Below are 19067 nucleotides of genomic sequence, written 5' to 3' on the forward strand. Positions count from 1 at the left end.
CCGTACCCCAACCCCTTTTGTCACCCCGACGCGAAACTCCCGGTAATGGCGCAGTGTGATCGGTGTGGCGCACACGAGAACCTCCCCTACCGGTGTGGACGCTGTGGCGGGGTCTACTGTGCGTCCCACCGGCTGCCGGAGAACCACGACTGTCCCGGCTTACAGGAGTGGCAGGATCCGGACGGGATCTTCGACAGCGGCTTCGACGACAGCGTCGACAACCCCGGCGGACGCGAGCGGACGGTTCGGGACCGGGTACCGATCAACACCGGCACCGGCGGTCCGCTGGGGTATTTCCGCAACAACATGACCTACGTCTTCTTGCTTCTGATGTGGGTCACGTTCTCGCTGCAGTTCCTCCTCTTGCCGCTGTTCGGTTTCGGGCCGACCAGCGCCCTCTCGACGTACCTGTTCGTCCTCCAATCGAACGACATCACCCACGTCTGGACGTGGGTCACCTCCGTTTTCGCCCACGGCAGCGTCGGCCACATCGTGATGAACAGCATCGTACTGTACTTCTTCGGGCCGATCGTCGAGCGGAAGGTCGGCAGCCGCAACTTCACGATACTGTTCCTCACGAGCGGCGTGGTCGCCGGCCTCGCACAGGTCGGCGCCTCGCTCCTGTTGGGAGAGTTCAGCGCCGTCGTCGGGGCCAGCGGGGCAATCATGGCGATCCTGGGCGTGCTCACCGTCCTCAACCCCCAGCTTCGGGTCCTGTTGTTTTTCTTCATCCCGATGCCGCTGTGGCTCCTCACGCTGGGATTCGCCGCGATCTCGGTGGGCGTCGTCGGCATCGGCGGCCTCGGCGCGGGCGGGATCGCGCATCTGGCCCACCTCGCGGGGCTGTTCATCGGGCTCGCCTACGGCGAGAAGCTCCGTCGCGAAGGTGAACGCGCACCCGACCAACTCCGGTTCGGTGGCGGTCCGGGTGGTCCGGGTGGTCCGGGCGGTCCCGGTGGACCCGGACGAGGGCGCTTTTGATGGAGCCCGTACATCCGGAATTCCGGCCCGACCCCGGCCTCTCACGGGCGGAGATGGAATCGCTTCAGCGCCAGATCGCGAGCGAGGCGGTCTTCGAGGACGCCGACGAACACCTCCCCGAATCGCCCGTGGTCGTCGGTGTCGATCAGGCCTTTCCCGATGAGCGGGCCGTCAGCGCGATCGTCGCCATGCACGAGGGCGAGGTCATCGAGCGCGCCTCCGCCGTGACCGACCTTTCCATACCGTATATCCCCGGCCTGCTCTCCTTTCGTGAGGGCGAGTCGATCCTCGCAGCCTTCGAGACCCTCGAATGCGAGCCGGATCTGGCGCTCTTCGATGGCAGCGGCCGGATCCACTTCCGACAGGCCGGGCTAGCGACCCACATGGGCGTTACGCTCGACCTGCCGAGCGTGGGCGTCGCAAAGAGCCTGCTGTGCGGGCGGTTGAGCAACCCGCCCGAGGAGCCCTTTTCGGAGGGGACCCGGGTGCCGATACTGGCGGACGGCCGGGTCGAAGTCGAGGAGGGAACGGTGCTCGGCTACGCGGTCCAGACCCGCCAGTACGACGGAGGGTCGCGGTACATCAACCCACTGTATGTGAGTCCGGGTCACCGCGTCGGTGCGGAGACGGCCGCCTCGCTCGCACAGGCCCACTGTGCGAGCTACAAGCTCCCCGAACCGATCAGGCTGGCGGACTCGTATGCCGGCGAACTCGCCGACGAGGCGCGTCAGTAGCGCTCGGGCGTGCGTTCGCGCTCCCGACGACCGCGTTCGGGATCGCTTCCGAGCAGTCGTTCGAGCCGGTGGTCGAACTCCTCATCACTCAACTCCCCGCGGGCGTAGCGCTGTCGGAGCACGGTCAGCGCGTCGGCCTCGGGATCGGGATCCTCGAAACAGTCGTCCTCGGTCAGCAGCTTCGTCGGCGAGTTGAGATAGGCGTAGACGGCGTACATGAGGTTGCCGAGGCCGAAGGTGAACCAAACGGTCGTGAGGGCGATCAGCGCGTGGAGCCACGCCGAGCCGTAGTCCGGGTTCCTCAGTACGACGCGGGTCTCGCCGTCGCGGGCGATCCGCCAGCCGTCGGCGTATTCCTCGTCAAGTCGCCGCTGGAAGCGCTCGGTTCTCATTCGCTCGGGGTAGGCGGGAGCCGGGCAAAAGCGTTCCCCGGGGCCGGGCCGAACAGAGTACAACAATTAACTCCCCCGCGTTCGACTGTCGGGGCATGGAGAAGACCGTTTGTATCACGGGTTGTTCGTCCGGGATCGGCCGCGAGACGGCAAAGCAGTTCGTAGAGGAGGAGTGGACGGTGTATGCGACCGCCCGGGACGTGGGCGACATCGCGGACCTCGCGGAACTCGGCTGTGAGACGGCCGAACTCGACGTGACCAACGACGCCCGGATACAGGCGGTCGTCGAGCGAATCATCGAGGAGACGGGGCGGCTCGACTGTCTGGTCAACAACGCGGGCTACGGCCAACTGGGTCCCGTCGAGGACGTTCCAGTCAGGGACGTCGAGAGACAGTTCGACACCAACGTCTACGGTCCTCATCGCCTGATCCGGGAGGTCCTCCCGCACATGCGCGAGCGCGGGGACGGTACAGTCGTCAACGTCTCCAGTCTGGCCGGGCGGGTCGCGTTCCCCGGCGGCGGGGTCTACTGCGGGTCGAAAGCCGCCCTCGAATCGATGACCGATTCCCTTCGAGTGGAGGCCGACCGCTTCGGCGTCGACGTGGTGCTGGTCGAACCCGGTCCGGTGAAGACGGGGTTCTCGAACCGGGCAACCGACTCCGCGGACGACATCCCTCGCTCGGAGGAGTACAGCGATATTTACAGTGTGATCGACGACACGAACGCGATCGGCGGGGACGGCCCCGGCGCGATCGAACCCGGCGAGGTCGCAGACTGGATCGTCCACGCCGCGAGCGCGACCCGACCCAACGCCCGATATCCGGTCGGGAAGGTCGCGAAGTTGGGCTCGCTTGCCCGCGTTCTGCCCGACTCGCTGCGCGATACGGCGTTCAAACTCGCCCTGAAGATCGCCGGATGATTCACGAGCGCGAGGCGTTGGGCGGGTCACCCGCCCGCGAACTCGCACTCGACTGTATCGAGGCCGGAATCGAGGCCGCGGACCCCGAGCGGGCGATCGCCGAGAGCGTTTCACTGGACGGGGATCGACTGACCGTTGGCGAGCGGAGCTACGATCTCGGAGCATACGAGGAGGTAGTGGTCCTCGGCGGGGGCAACGCCGGGGGGCGGATGGCGAGCGCGATCGAGGGCGTGCTGGGCGACCGAATCGACCGGGGAGTCGTCGTCACCGACGCGCCCGAGGAAACGGAGAAAATAGAGGTACTGCCGGGCGATCATCCCGTCCCCTCCGAGCGCGGGGTCGACTCGACGCGACGGATGCTCGACCTTGCGAACGAAACCAGGGAGGAAACGCTCGCGATCGTGTTGATCTCCGGCGGGGGCAGCGCGCTCATGCCCGCACCAGCGGAAGGGATCTCGCTATCGGACCTTCAGGAGGTGACCGAGGCACTGCTCGCGAGCGGCGCGGAGATCGACGAGATCAACGCCGTCCGCAAGCACTGCTCGGCGTTCAAGGGCGGCGGGTTGGCCCGTCGGGCCGCTCCCAGTACTGTGGTCTCGCTGATCGTCAGCGACGTCATCGGCAACGACCTGAGCACGATCGCGAGCGGGCCGACCGCCCCCGACGCGAGGACCTTCGAGGAGGCACGGGAAATCCTTTCGCGGTATGGGATCGACCCACCCGAGGCGATCGCAGAACGCCTCGAACGCGGCGTGAACGGAGAAATAGAGGAAACGCCCGACGCGGGAGATCCCGTTTTCGACCGCGTGGACAACCACGTCATCGCAGACGGCTTCACGGCACTCGAAGCTGTGCGCGATCTCGCCGACGAGCGGGGATACGAGCCGCTGATCCTCTCGACGAGCGTACGCGGGGAGGCCCGCGAGGCCGCGAAAACCCACGTCGCGGTCGCGGAAGAAGTGCGACGGACGGGCCACCCCATCGAGCCGCCGGCGGTGATCTGTTCGGGCGGTGAGACCACGGTGACGATCCGCGGTGACGGGACGGGCGGGCCCAACCAGGAGTTCGCGCTCTCGGCGGCGATCGAACTCCGGGGGAGCGAGGGAATCGCGCTCGCGAGCGTCGACACCGACGGGATCGACGGCGCGAGCGACGCCGCGGGCGCGGTGGTCGACGGCGAGAGCGTCTCGGACCGCGAAACGGCACGGGCCGCGCTGGCCGAGAACGACGTCTACCCGTATCTCGAAGAACGCGATTCGCTCATCGAGACGGGGGCTACTGGAACGAACGTCAACGACCTGCGGGTACTCGTTATCACCAGCCCCGAGGCGAACCGTTGAGGCGTTCACAGCCCTCGGCGGTGACAACCACCAGGTCCTCGATTCGGACGCCGAACCTCCCTTCGAGATAGATCCCCGGTTCGACGCTGAAGACCATGCCCGGCTCCAGTTTTCTGCTGTTGCCCGCGACGATATACGGCGGCTCGTGGACCTCGATACCGACACCGTGGCCCGTCCGGTGGGTGAACCCCTCGCCGTATCCCGCGTCCTCGATGACCTCGCGGGCCGCGCGGTCGACCGCCTGCGCGGGAACCCCGGGTGCGACCGCCCCAACGGCGGCCTCCTGTGCCTCGCGGACGGCGTCGTGGACTTCCTCGAATCCTTCGGGTGGCTCGCCCCCGAAGACGACGGTCCGGGTCTGGTCGCTCGGATAGCCCTCGATTCGGGTTCCGAAATCGAGCACGACGGGATCGCCCGCTTCGATCTCCCGATTCCCGTGGCGGTGGTGCGGGCGCGCGCCGTTGTCCCCCGCGGCGACGATCGTCTCGAAGGACGTGCCTTCGCCACCGGCGTCGGCCAGTCGGGAGTCGATCTCGCGGGCGAGGTCGCGCTCGGTCATCCCGATCGCGTCCAGTGCCCTGATCTCCTCGCTCACCCGATCCGTCAACGAGCTGGATCGTCGAATGGCGTCTATTTCGGCCTCGTCCTTTTTCAGTCGGAGGTCCTCAAGGACCTCGCTCGCCAGCCCGAACTCGGCGTCCGTCACAGCCTGAAGGTCCTGGGTGAAGCGCGCCCACAGGCGGTCGTCGACCAGCAGGCGCTCGGGGCCGATTTCCGAGAGGATTACCTCGATCCCCTCGCGCGGGTCCTCGCCGTCGTCCCAGAGCCGGACGTCGGTGACGTGCGTGTCTCCGATCTGTTCGTCGTACATCACCGGCGCGAGGAAGACCGGTTCGCCCGCCCGTGGGACGAACAAGAGGAGGTGGCGCTCCATCGGCTCGTCGCGAAATCCGGTGAGATACTGGCAGTTCGGTCCCGGAAAGAGCACGAGACACTCGCCGGAGGAGAGCGCCCGTTGGCAGGCGCGGGTCCGGCGCTCGTAGTCGAAATCCATGCCAAGGGATCGGCCGGGACCGGGATAAAGTCAGTCCAGACAGGCCGCGACGAGTTCGAGCATCCGCTCTCCTCGAACCTCGTCGGCAAACAGAGGCACCCGTTTGACGTCGTGGCCGCGAAAGAGCTCCTGCGAGCGGGAAAGCGCACCCTGTTGGACCTGCCAGCGCCGTTTACAGAACTCGCAGTTCTCGACGTCCGGCGAGACGAAGTCCTCGGGGTCGCCGCCGGCGACGTCCGCGAAGTCCTCCATCACGCGGTTGACCACGACGGTAGAAACGGGAATCTCGAACTCCGCTAACCTACTGAGCAGGCGTTTGGACTCGACGACGCTCATCTCCTCGGGAACCATCACGACGCGGAAATCGGTCTTCGTGGGATCGCGCAGTACTGCCCGCAGGTGCTCGATCCGCTCGCGGAGTTCGTCGAGGTCGGCTCCCGGTTCGGGGGTCTCGCCGCCGAACATCCCCTTCATCCCCTCGACCATCCCCTGCATCCGCTGGCGGAACTGCATCAGTCGCCCGACCATCGAGTCCATCAGCTCGGGGAGTTCGAGCAGTCGGAGGGTGTGGCCCGTCGGCGCGGTATCGATCACGACCCGGTCGAAGCGGTCGTCGTCGAGGTACTGGAGCAGCTGGCGCATCGCCGCCGCCTCGTCCGCACCGGGCATCGACCCGCCCGACAGCAGGTCGCCCAATCCGTCCTCCGCTTCCTCCCCGGCCGGCCCCCCGTCACCTGCTCCGCCCGCACCACCGAACATCCCTTCGAGCCCTCCCAACGGGTTTTCGCCGCCGAACATCCCTTCATCCATCGCCTCGTCGGGGTCGATCTCGGCGGCAAAGAGCGGGATGTCGTCTCGAATCTGCGTCGGCTCGCCCGGAATGGGTGTTTCGAGCGTGTCGGAAAGCGAGTGGGCGGGGTCCGTCGAAACCACCAGCGTTCGAGTGCCGTCCCGCGCGCTCGCGAGCGCGGTCGCGGCGGCCATCGTCGTCTTGCCGACGCCGCCTTTCCCCCCGTATAGAACGTACTCCGGCGCGTCGACGCCCGACGGAACCGACACCTCGACGTCCTCGATCTCCTCGACGGGTTCGACGTCCAGTTCTGCCATACCACCCGTTTCGGGGCGATCGCCGTGTACCCGTCGGTCTCGCCAGCAGTGCGGTTCAGGCGAAAAACCCCGCGAGCCGGTCGGCGGCCTCCTCGGCGCGGGGCGTGACGAGGGCGAAGCGGAACCACTCGGATCGCGACTCGCCGAACGCCTCGCCGGGCATTCCGGCGACACCGGCCTCGTCGATCAGGCGCTCGACGTTCACCATCGTTCCGGGAAAGCCCTCGAAGCGCGCCAGCACGTAAAACGCGCCGTCCGGGCGGGTGTACTGTGCACCCGCCGAATCGAGCGCGTCGGTGAAGGCGTCGATGCGCGTGGCGAGCATCTCCCGAGTGCCCTCGTAGTAGTCGGGGCCCGTCTCGCGAAGGGCCTTCAAAACGGCGTACTGGGCGGGTCGCGAGCCGGTGACGTTGACGAGCATGTGCCGGGTTCTAGCGGGTTCGGCCAGCGCGGGCGGCAGGACGGTGTAGCCGACCCGGAAACCGGTGATCGCCATCGATTTCGAGAAACTGGCCGTGATCGCGCGGTGCTCGGAGTCGACCGACAGCGCGCTCGTAAAGCGTCCGGACTGGTCGAAGTGATCGTAGACCTCGTCGCTTACGAGGATCGCGTCGTTCTCCTCCGCAATGGCGACGAGTTCCTCGATCGTGTCCTCACCGTACACAGCCCCCGTGGGGTTGTTCGGCGAGTTGACCACGATCGCCGCGGTTCCGTCGCTCGCGTGCTCACGTACCACCGTGGGATCGAGTCGGCCGTCGGCCTCGACGGGGACGTAGACTGGCTCGCCGCCCAACATCTGGGTCTTGCCGGGATAGTACGGATAGACGGGGTCGGTGAGAAGGACCTCGTTTCCGGCGTCCCTGTCGAGGGCTTCGGCCATCGCGAGGTAGTTCGCCTCGCCCCCACCGTTAGTGACGATCACTCGCTCTACAGGGACGTTCCGTCGGGAGGCGATCTCCTCGCGAAGGTCGCGCAGGCCGTCGCTCGGGGGGTACTGAAACTCGGAGACGGGGCGGTCGGCGTACTCGCGGAGCCCATCGCGAAGCGTTTCGGGGGGCTCCCAGTCGGGGTTGCCGCTGACCATGTCGATGACGTCCCGCTCGGCCCGCTCTGCGTACTGCATCACCTGGAAGAAAAGCGGCTTCTCGTAGTCCATACAGCCTCTCGGAAGCGCCCGGTCCTCCCTCTTTCGGACTCCCAAGAGGTATATCCCGAGTGTCCGTAGCACGACCATGAGCGCGAACGAGGAGGCGATCCGGGAGTACTACGAGTACGTCGACGATGAGGCCCACGAGGACCTGTTCTCGCTCTTCTCGGAGGACGTCGTCTACCACCGTCCCGGCCAGGACCCCATCGAGGGGATCGAGGAGTTCGAGGAGTTCTACCGGGAGGTACGGGCGATCGAACGGGGGACCCACACCGTGATCGACCTCACCGAGGACGACGACACGATCGCGGTTCGGGGACACTTCGCGGGCGTTCTGGAGGGCCAGCAGGTCGAGTTCGGCTTCGTGGATATCCACCGGTTCGACGACGAAGGACTGATCGAGGAGCGCTGGACCTACACGGACACCGGTCGGGTATGAGCGACCCGATCGAGAGGCGCGTCGGCGAAGCCCTGCGCGAGGACGGGGCGACCGTCGCGACTGCCGAATCCTGCACGGGCGGGCTAATCGGCTCGCTGCTGACCGATATCCCAGGATCGAGTGATTACTTCGACCGAGGGTTTATCACCTACGCCTACGACGCGAAACGGGAGATGCTGGGCGTCTCCCGGGAGGCTCTCGACGAGTACGGCGCGGTGAGCGAACCCGTCGCCCGCGAGATGGCCCGCAGTGCACGCGACGTCGCCAACACCACGTGGGGCGTTTCGACTACTGGAATCGCCGGACCCTCCGGCGGCAGCGAGGAAAACCCCGTGGGAACGGTGTACATCGGTGTCGCCTACGCCGCGCCGTGGGGCTCCGGGGGCTCCTATGCGACCGTTTCGCGCTACGAGTTCGACGGGGGCCGACGGGGGATCAAGGGGAAGATCGCCCGACAGGCCCTCTCGGATCTCCTCCACGAGATCGTCTGACGCAATCGTTATTTGCATTCCCAACATATATCAGATAGATGGATAAACGTGGGCACGTGCTGAACGCGGCGGTGCTGGCGGTCGGTCTGGGGGTGTTGGTTCGGCCCGCCGCGGAGGTCGAGACGGCCGTGACGGTCGCCGAACTGTTCGTCCCGATCGTTCTGGGTGCGCTCTTTCCGGACGTGGATACGGCGTTCGGAACGCATCGAAAGACGCTGCACAACCTGCCCGTCCTCTTCGTGTTCTTGGCCTACCCGATCTACTTCGCCAACCTACAGTGGGTCTGGGTCGGGGTCCTGAGTCACTACCTCCTCGACGTGCTGGGGAGCAAACGCGGGATCGCGCTGTTTTACCCGCTCTGGAGCCGGGAGTTCGGCTTTCCGTTCGGGGTGCCCGTCAGAAGCCGGTGGTCCCCGGTCGTAACGGTCGTCGTGACAGCCCTCGAACTGGCGCTGGCCGCGGCCGTGATCCACTGGTTGCCCCCGACGATGGCGGAGGGCGCGCTCACGCTGCTTGGCGTCCGGTAGCCCGCATCAGTAGACCGCGCCCTCGTCGAACCGGCCCTCGTAGGCGGGGTGACGCGGATGGGTCGCCTCCATCCCCGAGAGGACCAGTCGGTCGACCTTCTCCCAGGAGTTCTCCCACGCGAGGTGGGCGAACTCCGCCCGACGCCGGAGTTCGTGACCCCGTCCCGATCGGTGGAACACCCTACGAGGCGCGCCCGAACGCAGGAGGTGGTGCAGGTCGGCGGGCGCTTCGATCTCGGCGTCGAACTCGGTCCAGACCTCGCCAATAGTGGGCGTGAGATGTGCGTACGACGAGCCGAAGGATGGGAGACCGGTCTCGCGGACGATCTCTTGTGCACGGCGATTGTGTTTCTCGAGATGTTTCGGGTTGTAGATCTCGACACCGGAAAACAGGTCGGGGTGCCGGTTCAGGTCGACGATATCGAGACTCACGGTGGCGAACTCGGGGTGAGGGGCGAGCGCCACGGCGTCCTGTCGATCGAGTTCGCGAAGGGTGGCTTCGAGGGTGAGGAAGTCCGGGACTGGAGTGTCGAGATCGAGCGCGAGGACGTGCTTTCGCTTCCGGAAGCTCCCCGTAAACAGCTCGCGGGCCGGAACCACGAGCAGGTCGTCGTCGCTGAAGCGCTCCGCGCGCGCTCTGATCTCCGGCAGGCGAGTGAAGTGTGGAGCGTAGACGAGGACATCTATATTGCGGGCTTTCGCCCGGTGGGCGACCTGTTCGTCGAGGGTCTTCACGTGCGGGTCGACACGAGTCGGCATACTGGAGGGTCGCGGAGGGCAGGTTTGCGAGTTGTGGTTCGCGTGGACGGTTCCGGATGCGGTCTCGTAGCTACGTCACTCGTGCGTTCTTCGGAGTCGCCGTTCCGGTGTTCGAGGAACGCGCTAGCGTTCTTCGGAGTCGAGCACGCGGATCTGATCGCCCCGCACCGTCACCGGAATCGGAACCGTCGCCTCGTAGAGTTCGACGGTGACCTGGTCCTTGCCCTCGTCGATGCGCTGGACCTGGGCCTTCTCGCCCTTGAACGGCCCGGCGATGAGTTCGACGATGTCGCCCTCGGCGATCCCCTCGACGTCCGGTTTCGGACTGAGGAAGTGTTCGACCTCGGTGATCGAACTCTGGCCGGGGACGATCGAGCGGGCGTGGGGGATCTCATCGAGGACCCGCTCGATGATGGCGTGGTCGTCGGATTCGACCATTACGTAAGAGGTCAGCGAGTCGGGAGCCAGCGCCGCGTGGATCTCGGGCTCCTCGCGGTTCATGATCATGTCCGCGACGGTTCGCTCCTGACTCGCCGTGGTTTTGACGGCGTAGATCGGCATTTCAGAGGCCTCCTGGGAGGAAGCTCATGATGACGAACATGAGAAAGCCGATCATTCCGACGAGGGCGATCCCCGCACCGGCGATGAGGGCGACACGCGAGAATTCCTCCCACTCGGGGGTGGTGGCGAACTTCAAGACACGGACGTAGGAGTTGATATCGGTCGGTACGTTCATACTGGCCGGCGATAGGAGAGCGGGGGTTTTCTATCTATTGATGAGGGGCGCCAGCGACAGGTAGAGAACCCTCCGGTCCCGAGGGCCAACGATGGGTAGACGGACTCGCAGGCTCGTACTCGGGGCGCTCGCGCTGTGGTTTCTGTTGCTCGCGACCGACACCGTCGCCGCGAGCAACGTCGCGACCGGCCTCCAGGGCGAGGGCCGCGACCTGCAGGTGCCGACGTGGCTCTACCTCTTCACCGGCGGTGCCGCCGTCGGCGCTTCTGGCCTGCTCGCGATGTTCGTCACCGACCGCCGGCTGATCGACTCGCTCCACACGTGGGCGCGACCCGTGAGTGCGGGCGACGGACCGCTTCGACCGCTCCGATATCTCGCCGGTGCGGTCGCCGTCGTCGGCCTCGCACTCGTCGTCTACGTCGGCTTTACCGGACCGAGCGTTGCGAACGCCAACCTCGCCGTGCTCGTCGTCTTCGTCGGGGCACGCGCGGGGCTGGTGATGGTCGCCTACCTGCTCGTGAACCCGTGGCCCGCGCTGAACCCGTGGCGAGCGCTCTCGCGGACGCTTCCGAGCGGGTTCATCGAGTACCCCGAGCGTTGGGGCGTCTGGCCCGCCGTCATCGGATTGCTCGCGATCCTCTGGGTCGAGATCGTGGTCCCGATCAACACCGTCCCCGAAACGCTGACGATCGCGGTGCTTTGCTACAGCGTCTACACGCTCGCGGGCGCGGTCCTGTTCTCGCCCGCCGACTGGTTTCGCTACGGCGACCCCCTCGGCGTGCTCTTTCGGTACTACGGCGCGGTCGCGCCGATCCAGCGCACCCCTGATGGGGTGCGGCTCGTCCTACCGGGTGCGACGCTCCGCGAATCGGAGGGGATCGACGGCCTCAGCGGGGTCGCGTTCGTCCTCCTGCTCGTCTGGGAACTCACCTACAGCGCCTTCGTCGTCGTCCCGGCGGGGATCGCGAGCGTCGAGTTTCTCGTCGGTCTCGGCGTGCCGCCGCTCGTCACCTACGCGATCTATCTCATCGCAGGCTACGGCCTCTTTCTCGGGAGCTACTGGCTCGCGACTCGGTATGCGAAACGCCTCGCCGAGACCTACGTCACCGCCGAGCACCTGGCGATCCGCTTCGCGCCGGCGCTTTTGGCGATCGCCGCGGGCTATCACCTCGCGCACTACTTTACCTTCTTCGTCTCGCTGTCGCCGTCGCTCGCGCTCGCCCTCGGCTCCCCGCTCTCGCCGCCGCTCCCCCCCCTGACGCTCGTCCTGCCGGGCTGGTTCGGACTGCTCGACGTCGCGTTCGTTCTGGCGGGCCACCTGCTCGCGATCTGGGCGGCCCACGCCGCCTCGTTTTCGGTGTTCCCGAGCCGCTTGCAGGCGATCCGCAGCCAGTATCCGTTCGTGATCGTGATGATCTGCTATACGATGGTCAGCCTCTGGCTGATCTCGCTTCCAACCGCCGACCCCGCGTTCGTCGGGTGAAGCGCAACCCGTAAGACCGCGACACCCCGAGTGTCGATATGGACCGCCGTGGCTTCCTCCGGGCCGGTGCCCTCCTCGGTTCGATCGGATTGACCGGCTGTCTCGGCGTCTTCGAGACCCAGTCGGCCTGGCGCGACCCGCCGCTCGTCGAGGACCGTCCCGACGCCGTCTACGTTCCCGCCTCGAGCGAGGAGATGGGGAGCTACGGGACGACGGAGGCCGGGGAGTACACCGTCGCGTTGACCTACACCTTCCCCCACCGGTTCTGGACGATCACCGGAGCAGAGACCAACATGGTCGACATCGGGGACGAGGACTCGCTGCATCTCATGACCAGCGTCTGGGAGACGGAGTCGAAAACGGTCGTCCCGGCGGACATCCGGCTCAGCGTCGAGGGCGAAGGGGAGAGACCCTATTCGGGGCAACTCTGGCCGATGCTCTCCCAGCGCATGGGGTTTCACTACGGCGACAACCTCGCGATCGAGGAGGGTGAGTACACCGCGACGCTCAGGATCAACCCCGCCGACGCCCGCGGAGTGGGCGATCTCGCCGGGCGATTCGAGGAGCCCCGAACGGCCGAGATCGACTTCGAGTTCGTCCCCGACGACGTCTACGATCTCGACTTCACGCTCGTCGAGGAGAGCCGGCGGGGTGAACGCGGCGCACTCCCTCTGATGGAACACGCCGACAGGCCCCAGTCGACAGTGCCCCCCGGCGAGGAGTTCCCCGGCGAGATCGTCGGGACCGGGGAAAGCGGCGACGCGGCGTTCGTCGTCGCCCGCCTCGAGGCCGAACGCTTCGGCGGGGAGTACCTCGCCGTCTCGCCGTGGACGCCCCACAACCGCGTGATGCTCCCGCTGATGTCGCTGTCGACGAGGATCGAACGGGCGGGAGAAACCGTCTTCGAGGACGCGCTAGCGGGGATGCTCGATCCGGAACTGGGGTTTCACTACGGCACGCAGGTCGCGATTGAGGAGGGCGACGACCTTCGAATCGAGGTCGGATCGGTCCCACAGATCGCACGCCACGACGGCTACGAGACCGCATTCCTGGAGATGCCCGCGATCGAGCTCTCGTACTGAGCTATTCGACGTAGTCGATGTCCTGGAGCTGGCCGCTCGATTGCTGTTCTTTCTCCTCGTCCCCCCGGCCGTAGATCTGCGGGGAGTCGACACCCGTGACGACGATCATGGTGCGCATCGCGCCGTCGAGCTCCTCGTCGACGGAGGTGCCCCAGATGATGCGGGCGTCAGGGTCGATTCGCTCGTAGATCTCCTCGACGACGCCTTCCGCCTCCTCGATACTCATGTCGTTGCCGCCGGTGACGTTCACGAGCGCGGAGTTCGCCCCCGAGATGTCGACGTCGAGCAGGGGAGAGCGAAGCGCCGATTTGACCGAGTCCTTGGCCTTCGATTCGGAATCGCTCTCGCCGAGTCCGATCATGGCGACGCCGCCCTTCTCCATGACGGTTCGAACGTCGGCAAAGTCGAGGTTCACCAGCCCGGGCTTGGTGATGAGTTCGGTGATGCCCTTCACCGATCGCATGAGCACCTCGTCGGCGACCTTGAACGCCTGTCGGACGGGGAGTTTGCCGACGGCGTCGAGCAGGCGGTCGTTGGGGACGACGATCACGGTGTCGGCGACGTCACGCAGCCGCTCGAGGCCGGCCTCGGCGTTCGTCCGCCGGACCTCGCCCTCCGCAGTGAAGGGCGTGGTGACGATGGCGATGGTGAGCGCGCCCGACTCGCGGGCGGCCTTCGCGACGACCGGCGCGGAGCCGGTGCCGGTCCCGCCGCCCAGCCCGGCGGTGACGAACACCATGTCCGATCCCTGAATCGCGTCGTTGACCTCGTCCTGACTCTCGAGGGCCGCCTCCTCGCCGACCTGTGGGAGCGAGCCAGCGCCCCGGCCCCTGGTCTTTTGCTCGCCGAGCAGGATCTTGGTGTCGGCCTCGATCTCCACGAGGTGCTGGACGTCGGTGTTGGCCGCGACGAGTTTCGCGCCGTGGATACCCTCCTCTTCCATCCGGTTGACGGTGTTGCCGCCGGCACCGCCACAGCCGACGACGGTGATGTTGGTCTGGAGGTCCTCGAGGACGTCGCGCAACTCCTCGTCGGTCATCTGCCCCGACTCGCTGACCTCGGGGGTGACGCCGTCCTCGGCGTCGTCTCCTACCGCCGCCTGCTCCGCCTCGTCGCTCTCGACGGCGTCCTGAATGATCGAGTCCATGTCTTGCGCGCTCGTAATGTACCCATCGTAATGATTGTTCCCGTTTACGTCCGACGCGCGTCGGACCTCAGGCCGAATACGACAGTTCTTTGACCCGCTCGCTGAAGACCGCCTCGGGTTCGATCGTTCGGCCCTCTACCTCGACGGCCCGACCCGAGGCGAGCTTTCCGAACGCCGGTCCCTCGGGGATTCCGAGGGTCGCCGCCTTCTCGGGATCGAACGCCCGCTCGCGGACGAGAATGCTCTCGGACTCCCGTTCGACATCGTACTCGCGTTCGAGAACGGAGACGAGGTCCTCGACCAGCGCCGCTCGATCGTCCTCGCTCGCGAACGCCGCCCGCTCGCCGATCGCGGTCCCGTTCTCGGTGGTCCCGAAGGCGACGGTGTGGCGCTCGACCGCCTCGCGAACCGCCTCGGAGTCGACCGCGCGGGCCGCCTCGATCAGTTCGGCCGGCAGCGAGTGGGTCTCGAACTCCGCTCCCTCGCGCTCGCCGAACCGAAGCCCCTCCTCGACGCTCCCGAGTTCGGACTCGAGCCGTCCCACGAGGTCGAGGTCCCGCTCGCCGACCTCCCGGAGCCACGTCTCGCTCACGACGCGGTAGCCCAACTCCCCGATGGTCGATTCGAGTTCGGGTCGCTCGCCGTCGATGACCGCCAGATCGGCTCCGCTCTTCTCGAAGGCCTGCTCGATCACGTCGGGGTCGATCGGCCCCATCGACTCCAGACACCAGTCCGCGCCGATATGTCCCACGGCCCACGGCGTTTCGGTGACTATCCGTGTGGGCCGCGGGACGTAGTGACCCCCGCCGAAGGCGATGACCTGTTTCTCCTGATGAACCGTGTCGGAAAGCCCGAGGATCGACTGTGCAACCGCGCGGGCGCCCGCGTCGTCTTCCCACTGGGCCTCGTCGCTTCCGAGTTCCGCAAAGAGCGAGGGCGCGCCCACGGAGGTCGGTCCGTGGTGCGTACACTCCATGCCGACCTCGTAGCCCGGAGGGGCGTGCTCGCGGAAGTTCTCCAACAGCTGCTTGTGCGCCGCCGGGCAGGCCGCCGCGAGTTCACCCTCCTGTCCGCCGAACTCCGCCTCGCCGAAGTTCCCCGTGAAATGAGCGGTCAAAAGAGGGCCGGTCTCGCCCGAATGGCGCGAGGCGAAGACGACCATCGAGGGATCCGAAAAGGCCGAGGCAACCCCCTCGAGTTCGAGGTGCCACTCCTCGAAGGTGCGAAGTTCGAAGTTCGTCCCGTCGAGGTCGAGCGTGTGGTAGGTCCCGCCGCCCTCCCCCTCGAGCCGGCCCGGGTCCTCGCGTTCGCGCCAGTCGGCGAGTTCGAGCATCTGCTCGCCGATCGATTCGGACGCGAAATCGGCGCGGCTGACGACGATTCCGATCACGCTCGGTGATAGGTGGTCCGGGAGTAAAAGCCGGTCGGGATCAGTCGGCCCCTTCGGGACGAGCGTCGCGCGACCCGATGGCGTCTCGGACCGTCGTTCCTGTCCGGGCGAACAGGCCCCGGAGCTCCTCACGACGGGTGACCAGCAGGTATCCCCCGATCACGAGGTAGACGGCGGTGTACGCGTAGAGGACGTCGAGGCTGAGCGCCGCGGCGACGCCCTCCGGGTAGAGCCGGATGATCGCGAACTCGATCGCGACCTGCGAGACGAACAGGACGAGCAGGACGACCGCCTCGCGCATGGTTATCTCGAAGTTCGAGAGGATGGCCAGCGCGAAGAGGCTCTGGGCTGCGGTGATCCAGATCTCGGCGACCTGTTTCTCGTCGAACGGGAGCGCACCGAAATGGCCCGCGGCAATGGAGTAGACCACCGCGAGCGTCCCGATCAGCAGTGTCCACTGGTTGAGCTTCGAGGAGATCAGCGCGTTGAACCCCGCCGTCGAGCGCGCCTTGTTGACGAGGTAGGCGACGACGATGAGTTCCGGCGATTCGCTCGCGAGGGGCGCGATCCACTGGATCATGAAGAACTCGGGGATGCCGTACTGGATGCCGATGGTCTCCAGTCCCATCGCGAAGGGGTGGACGGCGGTGTAGATCATCGCCCCCGAGTACGCAAACAGCGTGAGGACGACGACGATCCGGGCCGGTTTCGGGAACGACTGGAAGTACGCGGGGACGCCGACCTGTTCTTCGTGTTCCTCGACGTCGCCGCGGACGATGATCGCGATGTAGAGGACGTACATCCCCACGAGGACGGCGGTGTCGAAGAGGCCGATCCCGCCGGCGGAGCCGCCGCCGTTCAGGCTCGCCATACTGAAGGGGACGACGAAGGCGAACACCGTGGCCGCAAAGAGGAACGTGATCTCGAGGCTGAGGTCGCGATCGATCGTGACGGCGTTGCGCAGGAAGCCCTCTCGGTGTTCGACGGCGGGATCACGCGAGGCTCCCGCCCGATAGACGGTAAAGAGCGCGATGGCCGACCAGCCGATGCCGATGAGGATGCGGTTCGCGCCCGTCATGTTGGCGACCGCAAGGTTCGCGGCGTCGGCCCCGCGCTGGGTCCCCTCCATCGATCCGGCCTGCCAGGCGTACAGCGCGTCGACGGCGTACTCCGGGGCGACCGCGAGCACCGCCAGCACCGCGATGGCGAAGGCACGCGGAACGTCCTTCTCTGCGGTTTCGGCGCCCCACGCCAGCAGGAACGCCGCCCCGAGGACCGCGATCCCGGAGACGGCGACGGTGAGTCCCGCGGAGTAGGGCGCACCGGGTTCGACGTGCCCGCCGTGTGAGACCCAGGTGTAGAGCCACGGTAGAGTGAGGAAGAGGGTCAGGGCGACCGCGGTAAGCGGATGGCGAAGACGCTGTAGCATCGTGCTGAGAGGGGGGAGACACGCACCTATCTCTTTTGTTCCGTTCCGGTCCGTTTATCGGTCGAGGCGACGACGCCCACGCATGGACGTGTACGGACTGCTCGGCAACCCCGTCTCTCACTCGCTGTCACCGCCGATGCACGAGGCGGCCTACCGGGAACTCGGGATCGACGCCCGGTACGTCACCTTCGAGCCCGACCCCGAGGCGCTCGAAGCGGCGATCACCGGGGCCGGCGCGCTCGGCATCGAGGGGTTGAACGTGACGATCCCGTTCAAGCAGGACGTCCTCAGAATAGTCGAACTCGACGATCTGGCGGATCGGATCGGGGCGGTCAACACGATCGATTTCTCCGCCGACGGCCGGCCAACGGGCCACAACACCGACGCCGCCGGCGCGCGCCGAGCGCTCGAACACCACGACGTGGACGTCGACGGCGCGCGGGCAGTGTTGGTCGGCGCGGGCGGGGCGGGGCGGGCGATCGCCTTCGCGCTCGCGGACGCCGGCGCGACGGTTCACATCGCGAACCGAACCGAGGAGCGCGCCGAGGACGTAGCGACGGCGGTCGCGGGAGCGACCGGCCACGGCCTCGAGGACCTGCCCAGCCTGCTCGAAAACGCCGACGTGCTCGTTAACGCCACCAGCGTCGGGATGGAGGAGGACGCCTCGCCCGTCCCAGCCGACGCACTCGACCGGCATCTGACAGTCATGGACGTCGTCTACCGTCCCCTCGAAACGCGCCTCCTCCGGGACGCGCGGGAGGCGGGGGCCGAGACGATCGACGGGGCGTGGATGTTGCTCTTTCAGGGTGTCGAGTCGTTCGAGCGCTGGACGGGGCGGGAGGCTCCGGTCGAGACGATGAACGACGCCCTGCGGGCGGAACTGTCCGATGAGTCGGGCGCTTTTAAGTAGGTCGGCACGTATATCCCCCCAATGGCACTGCTGAACAAGCTGAAATCGTTGTTCGGACTCGACGACGGGCGCTCGGGCAGCGATCGGCAGAGCACCGACGACGTCGGCGTCACGGTCGAACGCGAGCCCGGCGCGACCGAACCGGCCGACGAGGAGGCCCCGCCAGCGACGCCCGCCCCCGGAACCGAGGCCGCCGACCCCGAACCGGCCAACGAGAGCGAGCCCGAACCCGAGCCGGATATCGACCCGGAGTCGGCACCCGACCGAGAACCGGACTCCGAGCCCTCGACCGAATCCGGAGTCGATCCCGAAGTCGACACCCCGCCGGCCGAAACGGAAGACGATGGGCCGCTCGTCGACTCGGAGTCAGAGCCGATCGAGACGGTCGAGCCCGAACAGGAGATCGGGGACGGGGCCGACGAGACCGAACCGGACGCCACCGACTCGCCGACCGATGACGCCGAACCGTCCGACGAGGGGGCGCTCCGAGAGATCAAGGGGATCGGCCCCTCGTACGCGACGAAGCTCTCGGAGGCGGGCGTCGACTCCCCAGGGGATCTCGCCGCGGCCGACGCAGAGGAGCTCTCGGCGACGACTGGTCTCTCCGAAAAGCGCATCCAGGGCTGGATCGACCGCGCGCAGGACCGATAACGCGCGCTACTCGATGAGGAACGCGGGTTCCTCGACCGACTCGGCCTTACAGGAGGGGCACCGCGAGGGGACGTTCAGCGGGTCGTCGAACCCCGAAAAGCCGCACTCGCGACACTCGGGCGGAGAGACGAGCAGCCGTTCGCCGTCGGCGCGCTCGACCGACCGGGAGACGTGTTCGACGTGCGAGAGCGCGCTCGCGGTCGTGATCGCGAACTCGCGGGCGAGCGCGCTCGGCGTCGCGGGGCCCTCACGGAGGCGGGCGGCGATCCGTTCGCGGGTGGTAGCGCTCGATTCGTGCATGGGCGTTCGAGACGGTACGGGCACAAAACGGTTGTCGCGGCCCGGTTC

22 protein-coding genes are annotated in these 19067 nt (G+C 66.9%); 11 read left to right on the forward strand and 11 right to left on the reverse strand.

What is annotated here, in order from left to right; translation table 11 throughout:
* The first annotated feature begins 45 nt into the window (after positions 1–45).
* Positions 46–981, forward strand: coding sequence for a rhomboid family intramembrane serine protease (locus HAPAU_RS00375; RefSeq protein ID WP_066378125.1), 936 nt, complete (start codon positions 46–48; stop codon positions 979–981).
* Positions 981–1715 (forward strand): endonuclease V, encoded by a 735-nt coding sequence (locus HAPAU_RS00380; RefSeq protein ID WP_066378127.1) that lies wholly within the window; start codon positions 981–983, stop codon positions 1713–1715. The genes HAPAU_RS00375 and HAPAU_RS00380 overlap by 1 nt, the downstream gene beginning before the upstream one ends.
* On the opposite strand, the gene HAPAU_RS00385 is transcribed toward HAPAU_RS00380, so the two are convergent.
* Complete coding sequence (locus tag HAPAU_RS00385; RefSeq protein ID WP_066378129.1) at positions 1709–2107, reverse strand: SHOCT domain-containing protein; 399 nt, start codon at positions 2105–2107, stop codon at positions 1709–1711. The two genes, HAPAU_RS00380 and HAPAU_RS00385, sit on opposite strands and share 7 nt — an antisense overlap.
* A 95-nt stretch (positions 2108–2202) precedes the next feature.
* Here HAPAU_RS00385 and HAPAU_RS00390 point away from each other — a divergent pair, with 95 nt between their 5' ends.
* Both HAPAU_RS00390 and HAPAU_RS00395 read left to right on the forward strand, forming a co-directional pair.
* Positions 2203–3027 (forward strand): SDR family oxidoreductase, encoded by an 825-nt coding sequence (locus HAPAU_RS00390; RefSeq protein WP_066378130.1) that lies wholly within the window; start codon positions 2203–2205, stop codon positions 3025–3027.
* A complete protein-coding gene (locus HAPAU_RS00395; protein ID WP_066378131.1) occupies positions 3024–4367 on the forward strand; it encodes a glycerate kinase type-2 family protein in 1344 nt (447 codons plus the stop codon). Before HAPAU_RS00390 ends, HAPAU_RS00395 begins: the two co-directional genes overlap by 4 nt.
* On the opposite strand, the gene HAPAU_RS00400 is transcribed toward HAPAU_RS00395, so the two are convergent.
* Genes HAPAU_RS00400 through HAPAU_RS00410 form a run of 3 tightly spaced genes read right to left on the reverse strand, consistent with a single transcriptional unit; the run spans position 4342 to position 7684 of the window.
* Positions 4342–5421 (reverse strand): aminopeptidase P family protein, encoded by a 1080-nt coding sequence (locus HAPAU_RS00400; protein ID WP_066378134.1) that lies wholly within the window; start codon positions 5419–5421, stop codon positions 4342–4344. The genes HAPAU_RS00395 and HAPAU_RS00400 overlap by 26 nt on opposite strands.
* Positions 5422–5451: 30 nt before the next feature.
* Positions 5452–6528, reverse strand: coding sequence for an ArsA family ATPase (locus HAPAU_RS00405; protein WP_066378139.1), 1077 nt, complete (start codon positions 6526–6528; stop codon positions 5452–5454).
* A 55-nt stretch (positions 6529–6583) separates the two neighbouring features.
* Complete coding sequence (locus tag HAPAU_RS00410; RefSeq protein ID WP_066378140.1) at positions 6584–7684, reverse strand: pyridoxal phosphate-dependent aminotransferase; 1101 nt, start codon at positions 7682–7684, stop codon at positions 6584–6586.
* Between the two features lie 76 nt (positions 7685–7760).
* Between HAPAU_RS00410 and HAPAU_RS00415 the strand changes: the two genes are divergently transcribed.
* Genes HAPAU_RS00415 through HAPAU_RS00425 form a run of 3 tightly spaced genes read left to right on the forward strand, consistent with a single transcriptional unit; the run spans position 7761 to position 9132 of the window.
* Positions 7761–8114, forward strand: coding sequence for a nuclear transport factor 2 family protein (locus HAPAU_RS00415; protein WP_066378143.1), 354 nt, complete (start codon positions 7761–7763; stop codon positions 8112–8114).
* A complete protein-coding gene (locus tag HAPAU_RS00420; RefSeq protein ID WP_066378146.1) occupies positions 8111–8605 on the forward strand; it encodes a CinA family protein in 495 nt (164 codons plus the stop codon). The genes HAPAU_RS00415 and HAPAU_RS00420 overlap by 4 nt, the downstream gene beginning before the upstream one ends.
* A gap of 38 nt (positions 8606–8643) precedes the next feature.
* Positions 8644–9132 (forward strand): metal-dependent hydrolase, encoded by a 489-nt coding sequence (locus tag HAPAU_RS00425; RefSeq protein ID WP_066378148.1) that lies wholly within the window; start codon positions 8644–8646, stop codon positions 9130–9132.
* Between the two features lie 6 nt (positions 9133–9138).
* On the opposite strand, the gene HAPAU_RS00430 is transcribed toward HAPAU_RS00425, so the two are convergent.
* From HAPAU_RS00430 to HAPAU_RS00440, 3 genes are all read right to left on the reverse strand, one after another.
* A complete protein-coding gene (locus HAPAU_RS00430) occupies positions 9139–9891 on the reverse strand; it encodes a PHP-associated domain-containing protein (protein WP_066378150.1) in 753 nt (250 codons plus the stop codon).
* 123 nt (positions 9892–10014) lie between these two features.
* Positions 10015–10452 (reverse strand): transcription elongation factor Spt5, encoded by a 438-nt coding sequence (locus tag HAPAU_RS00435; protein WP_066378155.1) that lies wholly within the window; start codon positions 10450–10452, stop codon positions 10015–10017.
* A 1-nt stretch (position 10453) separates the two neighbouring features.
* Positions 10454–10627 (reverse strand): protein translocase SEC61 complex subunit gamma, encoded by a 174-nt coding sequence (locus HAPAU_RS00440; protein ID WP_066378158.1) that lies wholly within the window; start codon positions 10625–10627, stop codon positions 10454–10456.
* Positions 10628–10718: 91 nt separating this feature from the next.
* On the opposite strand from HAPAU_RS00440, the gene HAPAU_RS00445 reads away from it, so the two are divergent.
* The gene (locus HAPAU_RS00445) at positions 10719–12110 is read left to right on the forward strand and encodes a hypothetical protein (protein ID WP_066378160.1); all 1392 of its coding nucleotides are present in this window, start codon (positions 10719–10721) and stop codon (positions 12108–12110) included.
* Between the two features lie 38 nt (positions 12111–12148).
* Positions 12149–13192 (forward strand): DUF7350 domain-containing protein, encoded by a 1044-nt coding sequence (locus tag HAPAU_RS00450; protein WP_066378163.1) that lies wholly within the window; start codon positions 12149–12151, stop codon positions 13190–13192.
* Position 13193: 1 nt separating this feature from the next.
* Here HAPAU_RS00450 and ftsZ read toward each other — a convergent pair whose 3' ends face one another.
* The 3 genes from ftsZ to HAPAU_RS00465 all read right to left on the reverse strand — a co-directional run bounded on the left by ftsZ (position 13194) and on the right by HAPAU_RS00465 (position 17158).
* On the reverse strand, positions 13194–14339 hold the full coding sequence (gene ftsZ, locus HAPAU_RS00455; protein ID WP_066378165.1) for a cell division protein FtsZ: 1146 nt from the start codon (positions 14337–14339) through the stop codon (positions 13194–13196).
* Between the two features lie 67 nt (positions 14340–14406).
* Positions 14407–15729 (reverse strand): D-aminoacyl-tRNA deacylase, encoded by a 1323-nt coding sequence (locus tag HAPAU_RS00460; protein WP_066378167.1) that lies wholly within the window; start codon positions 15727–15729, stop codon positions 14407–14409.
* 40 nt (positions 15730–15769) lie between these two features.
* Positions 15770–17158 (reverse strand): sodium:calcium antiporter, encoded by a 1389-nt coding sequence (locus HAPAU_RS00465; protein WP_066378170.1) that lies wholly within the window; start codon positions 17156–17158, stop codon positions 15770–15772.
* A gap of 82 nt (positions 17159–17240) precedes the next feature.
* Here HAPAU_RS00465 and HAPAU_RS00470 point away from each other — a divergent pair, with 82 nt between their 5' ends.
* Positions 17241–18068: a shikimate dehydrogenase gene (locus tag HAPAU_RS00470; protein ID WP_066378172.1), complete on the forward strand. Its 828-nt coding sequence runs from the start codon at positions 17241–17243 to the stop codon at positions 18066–18068.
* A gap of 21 nt (positions 18069–18089) precedes the next feature.
* Positions 18090–18719 (forward strand): helix-hairpin-helix domain-containing protein, encoded by a 630-nt coding sequence (locus HAPAU_RS00475; RefSeq protein WP_066378175.1) that lies wholly within the window; start codon positions 18090–18092, stop codon positions 18717–18719.
* Between the two features lie 6 nt (positions 18720–18725).
* On the opposite strand, the gene HAPAU_RS00480 is transcribed toward HAPAU_RS00475, so the two are convergent.
* Entirely contained in the window at positions 18726–19019 is a 294-nt protein-coding gene (locus HAPAU_RS00480) for a transcriptional regulator (RefSeq protein WP_066378177.1), read from the reverse strand.
* Positions 19020–19067: the final 48 nt, after the last annotated feature.

Source organism: Halalkalicoccus paucihalophilus (assembly GCF_001593955.1).
In the GTDB taxonomy this organism is placed as follows: Archaea; Halobacteriota; Halobacteria; order Halobacteriales; family Halalkalicoccaceae; genus Halalkalicoccus; species Halalkalicoccus paucihalophilus.

What these genes read in the sequence shown, in the direction of transcription:
- HAPAU_RS00380 (WP_066378127.1), top strand. Translation starts at nt 981, where the DNA reads ATGGAGCCCGTACATCCGGAATTCCGGCCCGACCCCGGCCTCTCACGG.
- HAPAU_RS00410 (WP_066378140.1), bottom strand. Translation starts at nt 7,684, where the DNA reads ATGGACTACGAGAAGCCGCTTTTCTTCCAGGTGATGCAGTACGCAGAG.
- HAPAU_RS00435 (WP_066378155.1), bottom strand. Translation starts at nt 10,452, where the DNA reads ATGCCGATCTACGCCGTCAAAACCACGGCGAGTCAGGAGCGAACCGTC.
- HAPAU_RS00465 (WP_066378170.1), bottom strand. Translation starts at nt 17,158, where the DNA reads ATGCTACAGCGTCTTCGCCATCCGCTTACCGCGGTCGCCCTGACCCTC.
- HAPAU_RS00445 (WP_066378160.1), top strand. Translation starts at nt 10,719, where the DNA reads ATGGGTAGACGGACTCGCAGGCTCGTACTCGGGGCGCTCGCGCTGTGG.
- HAPAU_RS00425 (WP_066378148.1), top strand. Translation starts at nt 8,644, where the DNA reads ATGGATAAACGTGGGCACGTGCTGAACGCGGCGGTGCTGGCGGTCGGT.
- HAPAU_RS00375 (WP_066378125.1), top strand. Translation starts at nt 46, where the DNA reads ATGGCGCAGTGTGATCGGTGTGGCGCACACGAGAACCTCCCCTACCGG.
- ftsZ (WP_066378165.1), bottom strand. Translation starts at nt 14,339, where the DNA reads ATGGACTCGATCATTCAGGACGCCGTCGAGAGCGACGAGGCGGAGCAG.
- HAPAU_RS00395 (WP_066378131.1), top strand. Translation starts at nt 3,024, where the DNA reads ATGATTCACGAGCGCGAGGCGTTGGGCGGGTCACCCGCCCGCGAACTC.
- HAPAU_RS00385 (WP_066378129.1), bottom strand. Translation starts at nt 2,107, where the DNA reads ATGAGAACCGAGCGCTTCCAGCGGCGACTTGACGAGGAATACGCCGAC.
- HAPAU_RS00415 (WP_066378143.1), top strand. Translation starts at nt 7,761, where the DNA reads ATGAGCGCGAACGAGGAGGCGATCCGGGAGTACTACGAGTACGTCGAC.
- HAPAU_RS00440 (WP_066378158.1), bottom strand. Translation starts at nt 10,627, where the DNA reads ATGAACGTACCGACCGATATCAACTCCTACGTCCGTGTCTTGAAGTTC.
- HAPAU_RS00405 (WP_066378139.1), bottom strand. Translation starts at nt 6,528, where the DNA reads ATGGCAGAACTGGACGTCGAACCCGTCGAGGAGATCGAGGACGTCGAG.
- HAPAU_RS00390 (WP_066378130.1), top strand. Translation starts at nt 2,203, where the DNA reads ATGGAGAAGACCGTTTGTATCACGGGTTGTTCGTCCGGGATCGGCCGC.
- HAPAU_RS00470 (WP_066378172.1), top strand. Translation starts at nt 17,241, where the DNA reads ATGGACGTGTACGGACTGCTCGGCAACCCCGTCTCTCACTCGCTGTCA.
- HAPAU_RS00430 (WP_066378150.1), bottom strand. Translation starts at nt 9,891, where the DNA reads ATGCCGACTCGTGTCGACCCGCACGTGAAGACCCTCGACGAACAGGTC.
- HAPAU_RS00420 (WP_066378146.1), top strand. Translation starts at nt 8,111, where the DNA reads ATGAGCGACCCGATCGAGAGGCGCGTCGGCGAAGCCCTGCGCGAGGAC.
- HAPAU_RS00400 (WP_066378134.1), bottom strand. Translation starts at nt 5,421, where the DNA reads ATGGATTTCGACTACGAGCGCCGGACCCGCGCCTGCCAACGGGCGCTC.
- HAPAU_RS00475 (WP_066378175.1), top strand. Translation starts at nt 18,090, where the DNA reads ATGGCACTGCTGAACAAGCTGAAATCGTTGTTCGGACTCGACGACGGG.
- HAPAU_RS00450 (WP_066378163.1), top strand. Translation starts at nt 12,149, where the DNA reads ATGGACCGCCGTGGCTTCCTCCGGGCCGGTGCCCTCCTCGGTTCGATC.
- HAPAU_RS00480 (WP_066378177.1), bottom strand. Translation starts at nt 19,019, where the DNA reads ATGCACGAATCGAGCGCTACCACCCGCGAACGGATCGCCGCCCGCCTC.